Consider the following 9,790-nt stretch of genomic DNA (forward strand, 5'->3'; position numbering starts at 1 on the left):
TAACTAAAGAATAATAAGGTTAGCTATATTGCTTAAATCTCCTAATTCCTTCTGAACAGTACCAGGTAATATCGAATCCAAAGCGAATGCATATAAATATCTTGTTTTATCTTCCAAACTATGAAAGCTGTTAATTTCCACATCATATTGTTTAAAGATCCTGCGTAAAACAAATTCAAAGTCAGCTCTTTCCGAAATCGCAATAACAACTGGCAATGGCCCCTGCAGATCTAAGCTAAAACCATCAATTTCAACATGTTTGACTTCAATCAACCCACCACCGACCGAAATACCCATCGTTCTAATACTTCGACTTTCATCCTCTACATATACATCTGCCGTATTTGGATGACCGGCAGGACTATTACCCGATTTTTCAATAAAGGTAATGTCAATTCCCTTAGACTCTGCTATTTTAATAGCATCTGGCACTTTGCTGTCATCGGCAGCAAAGCCTAATATACCAGCAATAATTGCAAAATCAGTTCCATGACCTTTATGGGTTTCAGCAAATGATTCATAATACTTTACTACAACTTTTTTTGGAAGACCTTGAAATAATCTATTAGCAACTGTTCCGATAGCCAAAGCACCTGCAGTATGTGAACTTGAAGGACCTATCATTATGGGCCCAATCACATCAAAACAACTTTTATATTTAACAATCTTTTTTTCTTTAATAGATGCTACATTCATGTTCATATAAACACCCCCATAATTTATTATTTTTAATTACAGTTGAATCTAATTTATTGGAATGACCAATTTAAAATAAAATTTGTTTGATAGCGCTTTCTTTATTGAGTTGAATAAACTTCCCTTCTGATTCACTACCCTCCGTATAGTAATCATATCAATATATCAAATCTTTAAAAATTACTGGCAAGTTCTTTAGAATTTTCAAACCCAAACGAGGTTTGTTATTTTCTCTAAAGGTATTGAATTATGTCTCGACGCCCTCATTATAACTTGTATATTTATAAGTTTAATCTTTTTTTATTTTTAGAAAGATTGAATAGACAGAATTTTGAATGGGTAATAAATTACACTTAGTATGTAGCAATTGTGTCCTTTGTTTGAAGCTGTATTAGTTAGTAAAAAAGCAAAAATAACACAGAGTTTCTTTCATAAACACATTGATTATATTGGAAAATCATTATAAAAATACTTATATTGCCCTTAGTTTGGATATCTTATTTTGGACGGGAAACCTGTTGCAATAAATAATTCATGCAGATGAAAAGGAATACATTAATGAAATATAAAACCCTTACGTATATTAATCACATAATTAGTATAAATATTAATTATCAGAAAAAAGGAACTTTTTTTATGAACCTTAACATAAAGGATACGTTCCAAATAAAAAGGGGATTCCTAGTAGGTTCCTTTTTATGCTGTTTTTATATGAAAAATCCTCTTCAAAATGAAAATAAAAAGGGCTATTTCAGCCCATTTTTATTTATAAATCCTCTATATCATATTCAGTATATCCCTCATAATAGCAATTAATATTAATGCCTTTCATGAATACTTCACGGCTATTTATTTTTATCTACTAGTGCATTTTAGAGTAAATGCTTATTTACGCTTTTTATTTAGAATAATCTTTCATATGTAATTAAGATTTTTCACTCTCTGTAAAAAGTGATTTATGTTCTACTGGAGAAGAAAGCACTATTAAGGTTGTAGGCTTTCCATACTCTAAGCACAAATTAATATAGTTTTCGAGTGTATGTACTGATTCTGTCACTACCTTTGTTAAATAACTATATAAACCGGCAATACGATGGCATTCGACTACATCTGGATGTTCCATTGCAAATTTTTTATATTTGTTGCAATCTCTTGGTTCCATTAAAACAAACGCGGTAATATGTTTTTTTAATTCTTTCGGATTAACAATTGTACGATAACTTATAATGACACCCTGTTCCTCTAGTCTTCTGACCCGCTCTGTAACAGAAGGGGAACTCAAACCTACCAGCTTTCCTATTTCAACCATACTTAAACGTGCATTTTCCTGAAGATGTGAAAGAATCTTTAAATCTGTTTGATCCATTAATGTATCTCCCCTTGATTAATTAAGAATACAATTAATAATTCTTAAATTTTTTAAGAAAATTATAATTAATACATAAATTATAGCATGTTATCTTTTTTTAAAACTTTATATAATTGATATCAATTAACGAAAGAGAGGCTGAATATCTTGACACAACAATCATTGAAACGTTCAATTACTTGGGTACAAGGGACTGCATTAACCATAGGAGCTGTGTTGGGTTGTGGAATTCTTATATTACCCTCAATTACTGCAAATAGCGCTGGACCAGCTTCGCTTTTATCTTGGGTTATCATGTCTATATTAGCTTTTCCCATTGTCGCAACTCTGGCGCGTCTTGCTAAGATGATTCCTAGCGCAGGAGGAATTACAGCTTATGTTCAAATGGCATTTAATGCAAATACGAGTGCCATCCTAGGGTGGATTATGTTAGGATCTATTCCTATAGGAGTACCTATTATCGCTTTAACAGGTGCCCAATATATTGACTATGTTTTTCCAATAAGTAATGCAGGAGTTATAGGCATTGCGGCAGTAATTTTGATTACTTCTTTACTCTTACATATTAAAGGAATTGAGTTATCATCAAAAGTGAGTGTGTTTGTCATTTGTGTAATTTCACTTCTAATAATTGTGGCTGTTGTCGTTTCTATCCCCTATGTAAAATTAAGTTCTTTTACACCTTTTGTACCAAACGGATGGTCTTCTGTTGGAGCTTCTTCTGTAATTATCTTTTTCTCATTTGTAGGATGGGAGATGATAACCCCATTAGCTGAAGAGTTTAAAAGACCTGCTAAAGATATTTCCATTAGTCTATTTTTAGGGGCAATTTGCATCTCAATTATGTACATTGCAATATCTTTTGTAACAATAGGGACTCACTCATATGGTGATAAGAACCAGATAGCTTCCCTTAGTATTCTAATATCAAAAGGATTAGGACCAATAGGTACATATATAACCACTATTTTAGCAATTTTCATTTCTTTTAGTGCTGTACATGCTAACATTGCAGGTTTTTCAAGAATGATTTATGCCCAAGCTAGAGAAGGACATTTCCCTTCCTTCTTTGCTAAATTACATTCTAAATTCCAAACTCCAACTAGAGTTTTACTAGCTTTAGGCGGAATTTTTAGTTGTATTTTAATTTTTTATGGTATAGCACGACCAAATTTAGAGATGCTTCTAAAAGGCCCTAGTGTAATTTTTATTACCTCGTATATTTTTACAATGCTAGCCGCTCTTAAGTTATTAAAAGTTCAAGATATAGGTCGGTGGATGGCCTTCCTATCTTTGGTTATATGTATTTTTGTATATTCATTTAGTGGTTGGGCGATTTTCTATCCAGTAATCTTATCATTCATAGGTGGGATCTATATACTTATGAATAAAAAGTCCAGCACTGTAATCGATCATCAATTAGATACACCTAATGAAAAATAGTTTCATAATCTCTATAAACTAATTCTACAAATTATATAATGTTATTAACACTATCAAGATTGGAATAGATATAAATTCTACTAACTTATAATTAGCTCAAATTAACTTTATGAAATATGAATAATTATGTGTATTTAAGAAAAAACCAGGATAACTTTTTAAAATCATCCTGGTTTTTTCTGTATAAAATGAATTTCGTTATTTTTATTTATTTCCTCAATTATATTTTTCTTCACAACAAATAACCAAACAGATACATCATTTAATTATGTAAAAAATATATAATTAAATACCCATATAAACTACATAAAATTTAAACCAGCATATCAGCGAAAGTGGATCCAACGTTATTTTTACGCTTCATATGCTTTTCTAAATATATTTTAGTCGTTTGAATATTTTCATGGCCAAGTGTTTGCATTAAATGATATAAATCTGCATTACCTTGTTCTACTGCCATAATTGCAAAAGCATGACGGAATGTATGCGCCGTTACTGGATTTTCACGATACAGTAGAAACTCTAAGTTTGTCTTTTTTATCATATCTGTTACTTGATTCGATAATGTTTTAGAGTTATAAGTATTTCCTCTTTGATTTATAAATACCGGACTCTCATCCCCTTTATCCAATACCGTTTGGCACCCTCTTCTCAGCCTCATTTCACAAATACATTGATATAAATGTTCCGAAATAAAAAGTTCACGCACTTTATCCCCTTTTCCAGTGACTTTTAACCAGTACTTTCCGTCATAATGTAAATCTTTCACTCTCGCGGTGCACAATTCTTGAATTCTTGCACCAGTACTTGCTAGAGCCAGTAAAATTGTATAGTTTACTAAATGTCCTCTTTCTTTATAAAATCCTAAAATTTTCATAACCTCATCATAGGATAGGTCCCGATTTGGCCGATCCTGCTCATTCACATTTGCGCGCTGTAGTTCTTCATGAAGAGGCTTTTCAATATAAGAAAATACATGTAGATGTTTTAGAAAAGAACGAATGAGCACTGTTTTCTTTGCAAGTGTCGCGACTGCATACGTTTCACCATTCCTACCGTTCTCTACCCGTTTCAACCAAGAATTGTATTTACGTATATGCCAAGGTTGCAATGTTTTCAATAAAGAGTCCTTTTGCTGTACCTCTTCCCCATTCAATTCAAATTCTTCTGCATGCTGCACCATGCACTGACAAAATGATAAGATTTCTGAGATATAACTCTTTTTCGTATCCTCTTTTCTATTCTTCTTCTCATCCATATCTTTTTGTAAATGTACGAAATGATAAATGACTTCTATGTCACTTAAATACGTATATTTACCCTTTCCTTCTTTTTCTGCAACCTCCATCTTATCTTCCACCATATCTATATAACTGTTGTTATATAGATATGGAACGATATCTTTTATATTCTCTACATATGTATCCATATACTCACTTTGATTGTTTATAATTAATAAATTTTCTTTTACATTTTTTTTATTCATATTTCGAATTCACCACTCCTATAGAAGATTATGAATACAATTCTCTTTATTACCTATAATTATTATTTTATTTTACTTCTATTAATTATACAAATGATAATTCATTTTCTTTCTGTAAGAACGTTATATTCTTCTTCATTTACTTATAATTATATTTTTTTATAATTTATTAGCAAATAGATAATATTTAATAGTTAACTACTTAAAATTCATAGTGATCTTATAATAAAAATAACTATGAAAATTCATTTACATATAAATTGAATGAAAAAGGCTTTCAAACCATAACAATGAATACAATATTTAATAAAATCTATTTCTTATTTTAAATATAAATCAGATTCTGATATGATATATACATACCTAAAATATTAACAAACGATAGTTATGGAGGTGTCCTTTCATGACACAAGATTTATTGTTCATTACAAAACCTACTGTAACGACAAAAGAGGCAGCCGACTTATTAGGAGTAACGGTACAAACAATTTTAAAAAAAGAAAAAGATGGATTAATAGAATGTGTATATAAAGATAACTGGAAGCAATTCGGTAGTAAGATTTTCTATTTAGAGGATATTGAACGTTTGAAAAATAAAAATGAGGTTAAAGGCCTTAGCACGAAAGATGTAGCTGAAATTCTTAATGTTGCACCATCTACTATCTTTACATACATCAAATCTGGAAAATTACCCGCAACAATGGTAGAAAAACGAGGAAAACAAGTATATATTATCGATGAGGAAGAGCTAGAAATTTTTATGCTTGATTATGAAAAAACTAAAACAAAAGAGCGAAAAACATTTATTACTAAGATTCAAGATGAAGATATATATTTATATCAATTATTAAAACATCTACACACTGGAAAAACCGCTAGGGTAATAGAGATTAATGGAGGAGACGGCAAGATTCTTACAGAGGACGAAGAAATTTTCCCTCTATCCACTTATAAGGAACATGATTACTCCTTTGAACCTTTCAATAAAAAAGCGGTAATTACTAAACGAGGGTATTTATCTTTTTCATTTAAAAAACCTCAATTATTTAATTCCATTACTTATAATTTAATAAACTTATTTTATAAGGAGCTAGGTTTCACAAATATGCGATTGAGTATTACATCAGATACTATTAGATTAGAGATTAAGCCTTTTGTATTACAAGTAGATCCATTGCAGTTTCAAGAGGAGATTAAGTACTTACATTCTCATATGAAATCTGGCACGATCCTTCCACATGTAGAAGGTATTTACTTTAAAAGTAATGTAGAGCCATTAACTTTTCATGTAGATCATCAATTCAAACAAAAAGTAGTTCAGATGGCAGCCGGTGCCGGTATGGGGCAGGAAGAATTCTTATTGCAAGCTGTAAAATTTTATATAACAAATTTAGAAAAACATTAAATTTGTTATAAATTAGAAGAAGCGTAGAAATTAAACCTTTCTACGCTTCTTAAATTATTCAATTTAATCATTCTATTCTATGGGAGCGTCACGCCCCGCGACATTCTTGTTTCCTCATTTTGGTTCTTATTATTCAAATTACCCACGTATTTTTATTCCCAATGGGTGCACCTGTCTTCTTTTGTTCTTACACCTTTTCTGTCCCATTGGTATTTGTTCTTCTATAATTTTATGTTATTATCACTTACATCATATTTCTCAACTACATCCTTATACTTCATACCTTACATTTTATCTTCTTGAGCTAATTCGTGTTTCGGTTTTAATTCATATCACCGGCCACCTTCTATATAATAGGAAGAAACTCGCTATAAGTGCCCTTTATAGTAAGTCACTTGTAAATCTTTTTATTTAAATTCACATTAATACAGAAAGTTAAAATAATTTAGATTGAATTGGGAATTTTAAACGTAAAGTATATATAAATTCCGCAAATAGACAATTCATATATAATAAGAACGGATTGATAATTTGCTGGATTCTTCTTTATTTATTTTTACTTGCTAGTCCATTTGGAGATAATTGGGTAATGAAACTCTTTTCCTTGTAATACATATATAATCCCTTTAAAAGGCCCAAAAACCAATAAAATAACTATGATTATATATAATGGTACTGTCCACAATATCATTGACAAACTACTCTTATTCATATCTAAATGGAACATAGAAAACATTAAAATCCTTATTATAAAAGCATTTTTATTGTTGAAGTAACGTTTTCTGTAATAACAAGTTTCGCAATAAAATATAAACTATAACTAATTTTAATTATGATATAATATAGCTAGTAACTGAAGGCGTGTGGTGGGAGGTTGCAGCCTTTCTTTCTCTTAATTTAGAGGGAAAGGAGGTGTAACCAATATGGAATTTTTACAACAATTATTACAGGACGCTACGAAACTATTCGTAACAGTGTTCATAACAACTTTTGCAACAGCTTGTGCTAACAAGCTAGTGGCAAAACGTAATAATAAAAGTAAAAGAACCACCCAGACGTCTGCCAAACGTAAGAAAGGTGGTTCAAAGAAGAAATAATTAAACTTTGCAATCTACCACCTAACGGCAGCAGTTACAAATTAGACGGGATGTTACCAGCATCTCGTCTTTTATTATTATGCACATAGTTAGTGAGTTAAAACCTTTAATAAAAGGTTTATGTCTACACTCTCATTATACATTTTATCTCATTGGAAAACAATATCATCTTGTTTGGTATTTTTTATAATGAATTATAGATTGATACTGCTTAAGGCTTTCTTATTTTGGTGAGCTCTTTTCAATTACTCCTTTCTTTTTATACATGTCTTTTAATACCGCTTCATTTATTTTCAAATCCGATTTATCAACAAATTTCTTATATATAGGATTGTCCTTTTTATCTTTGCATTCCTTTTATGACAATTTGAGATGCATTGAGTTGGTAACTTGCACTACCTTAGCAAAATTAATTAATTCAAGCTAATCCGAACACATCAGATCTAAATTTTTAATAATTTCCCTCTACAAATAAGAATTTCATTCGTTTCTGCATTCGTAAGGTAACAAGTGCACAATGTCACCAGTATGGCTTGGAGTATCTCTAGTTCTTCTATCTCTAAGTTTGGCTATCTTGTCGCTCAATAGACAAACGAATAGAATTTCATGGTAAAATAGTAAATGTTTTTAAATAAGGGGATGGAGTGATTTTAAGTGATACTTAGAAAGATTTTTATGATTTGTTTTTTATTTATATTCACATTAACTATTGTGACTGGTTGTAGTTCTTCACAAAGTTCTACAACTGTAAAAAATGGAAAGGCATCTTCGTCTTCGAAGAATGTGGAAATCGAAGTTGAAAATGCTGAGTACGTATTACCATTAAGTGGGTCAATGGGAGGAATAAATAAAGATAAAGTATTGAAATTCAAAGTCAGTTTGAAAAATAAAGGGAATGAAATGTTAGAGATATCACCTTATCTCTTTACACTATATCAAGGTGATGAAAAAATGAAGAAATATGATAAGGCTGATTCAGATAAATTACGTTTAATAGAATTAGAACCTGGTAAAAAAACATCGGGGATTCTCTACTATGAAGTGAATAAATCCTCATCATATGAGCTCGTTTATTCCAATGAAGAAACAAAAAAAAGAGACGAGAAAACAGAAAAAGTTTCTTTCAAAATTGATACACAAGAAATAGAAAAGAATACAAAAGACTTAAACAAACCAGCTGAAGCTCTAAAAACCTATATAAACGCTGTTTATTATGATAAAGATATAGACAAAATTAATGAATTGTCCGGTGAAGATGGAAAACAATTTACTCAAAATATACAAGAAGAATTTAAAAAAGATGCAATGTCCAGTACGCATAACGGAATTAGTGACCAAGAATTTGAAAGCTATTATAAAAAGTTAAAATCTGTACTGCAGGAAAAAGTTACATTTAAAGTAAAATCAGTAGGTTCTTCTCCTGAGGAAGATAAAGTTGAAGTGGAATTAAAAGTAAAACCATTATTATTAAGCGAGTTGCAGCCAAAATTAAATACGGAAAATGAAAAATTTTTAAAAGAAAATCCAGGAATCGAACAGTCTAAATTATTTAGCCAATCGTTTAGTTACTTTATATCTATTTTGCCAGAAGCAAAAGTTTCAGATAAAGAAAAAGTAATAAAGGTTGAGATGGAGCGATATGGAAAAGAACAATGGCGTTTTTCTAAAGGTAAAATAAGTGATTCAGAGGACGTAATGGAAATAATGGGAGAGTTTTTAAAACAATAAAAAGATATAAACGAAAACGAAGTTTGCAACAACCAAACTTCGTTTTTTCGATTTTAATAACTTACAACAACTGTTACCTCCAAACGATAAAAACACAAACTTTCCATTTAGATAATTTTTTAAAATCTTAGCTTGATGGATATGGGGTTCTACATTTTATGCCGCACTAAAACAGTCTTCAATAATCAAAATTAGATTACATAGTTTTTTCTTTTATCCTCTCAACAAATCTCTGTAAAGCAGGTGAAAAAAGCAACAGAATTTTTATAAATATATAACAAAAAATAATCTATTCACCTATATATAGTAGACGCATAGATTATTTTTTAATAGACTTTAAAGTTTGTCCGCATCAGGATCTAACAAATGATTCCAAGTAATTATTGCTTTCAACATAATAAATTTTTAAACACATAATTGCATTTCTATTATTTATTTTACCACTTGAACAGATGCTGGTTTCCACCCCTGATTTTCTACCCAATCAATATTAACCTTATATTTTTTATTATTTTGCTTATCTCGTACATTACCGTAGGCTTTATTATTACCATTATTCCCAATAA

8 protein-coding genes and 2 pseudogenes are annotated in these 9,790 nt (G+C 30.3%); 4 read left to right on the plus strand and 6 right to left on the minus strand.

Annotated features, from left to right (window positions below; all coding sequences use genetic code 11):
• Positions 1 to 3: 3 nt before the first annotated feature.
• From sdaAB to MR143_RS30060, 3 genes and pseudogenes are all read right to left on the minus strand, one after another.
• On the minus strand, positions 4 to 702 hold the full coding sequence (sdaAB, locus tag MR143_RS30055; RefSeq protein ID WP_001057004.1) for an L-serine ammonia-lyase, iron-sulfur-dependent subunit beta: 699 nt from the start codon (positions 700 to 702) through the stop codon (positions 4 to 6).
• A 760-nt stretch (positions 703 to 1,462) separates the two neighbouring features.
• Positions 1,463 to 1,568: pseudogene (locus tag MR143_RS33615) on the minus strand (protein adenylyltransferase Fic); the annotation flags it as partial.
• Positions 1,569 to 1,621: 53 nt separating this feature from the next.
• On the minus strand, positions 1,622 to 2,062 hold the full coding sequence (locus MR143_RS30060; RefSeq protein WP_000372881.1) for an Lrp/AsnC family transcriptional regulator: 441 nt from the start codon (positions 2,060 to 2,062) through the stop codon (positions 1,622 to 1,624).
• A gap of 150 nt (positions 2,063 to 2,212) precedes the next feature.
• Here MR143_RS30060 and MR143_RS30065 point away from each other — a divergent pair, with 150 nt between their 5' ends.
• Positions 2,213 to 3,508, plus strand: a complete 1,296-nt coding sequence (locus tag MR143_RS30065) for an APC family permease (RefSeq protein ID WP_242281232.1) — start codon at positions 2,213 to 2,215, stop codon at positions 3,506 to 3,508.
• A 313-nt stretch (positions 3,509 to 3,821) separates the two neighbouring features.
• On the opposite strand, the gene MR143_RS30070 is transcribed toward MR143_RS30065, so the two are convergent.
• Entirely contained in the window at positions 3,822 to 4,994 is a 1,173-nt protein-coding gene (locus tag MR143_RS30070) for a tyrosine-type recombinase/integrase (RefSeq protein ID WP_131250766.1), read from the minus strand.
• Between the two features lie 403 nt (positions 4,995 to 5,397).
• On the opposite strand from MR143_RS30070, the gene MR143_RS30075 reads away from it, so the two are divergent.
• Complete coding sequence (locus MR143_RS30075) at positions 5,398 to 6,399, plus strand: helix-turn-helix domain-containing protein (RefSeq protein ID WP_242281233.1); 1,002 nt, start codon at positions 5,398 to 5,400, stop codon at positions 6,397 to 6,399.
• A gap of 556 nt (positions 6,400 to 6,955) precedes the next feature.
• Here MR143_RS30075 and MR143_RS33345 read toward each other — a convergent pair.
• A pseudogene (locus MR143_RS33345) lies at positions 6,956 to 7,159 on the minus strand (hypothetical protein); the annotation flags it as partial.
• Between the two features lie 163 nt (positions 7,160 to 7,322).
• Between MR143_RS33345 and MR143_RS30080 the strand changes: the two are divergent.
• Entirely contained in the window at positions 7,323 to 7,496 is a 174-nt protein-coding gene (locus MR143_RS30080) for a hypothetical protein (protein WP_000395068.1), read from the plus strand.
• Between the two features lie 654 nt (positions 7,497 to 8,150).
• On the plus strand, positions 8,151 to 9,224 hold the full coding sequence (locus MR143_RS30085) for a DUF5105 domain-containing protein (RefSeq protein ID WP_088349148.1): 1,074 nt from the start codon (positions 8,151 to 8,153) through the stop codon (positions 9,222 to 9,224).
• 432 nt (positions 9,225 to 9,656) lie between these two features.
• Here MR143_RS30085 and MR143_RS30090 read toward each other — a convergent pair.
• On the minus strand, positions 9,657 to 9,790 hold a 134-nt coding region (locus MR143_RS30090), incomplete at its 5' end, for a DUF1510 family protein (RefSeq protein ID WP_242281234.1).

This window comes from Bacillus cereus group sp. BfR-BA-01347 (genome assembly GCF_022663835.1).
Lineage (GTDB): Bacteria > Bacillota > Bacilli > Bacillales > Bacillaceae_G > Bacillus_A > Bacillus_A thuringiensis_K.

Coding starts and splice junctions, on each gene's coding strand:
- MR143_RS30060 (WP_000372881.1), bottom strand. CDS start 2,062: ATGGATCAAACAGATTTAAAGATTCTTTCACATCTTCAGGAAAATGCA.
- MR143_RS30070 (WP_131250766.1), bottom strand. CDS start 4,994: ATGAATAAAAAAAATGTAAAAGAAAATTTATTAATTATAAACAATCAA.
- MR143_RS30075 (WP_242281233.1), top strand. CDS start 5,398: ATGACACAAGATTTATTGTTCATTACAAAACCTACTGTAACGACAAAA.
- sdaAB (WP_001057004.1), bottom strand. CDS start 702: ATGAACATGAATGTAGCATCTATTAAAGAAAAAAAGATTGTTAAATAT.
- MR143_RS30080 (WP_000395068.1), top strand. CDS start 7,323: ATGGAATTTTTACAACAATTATTACAGGACGCTACGAAACTATTCGTA.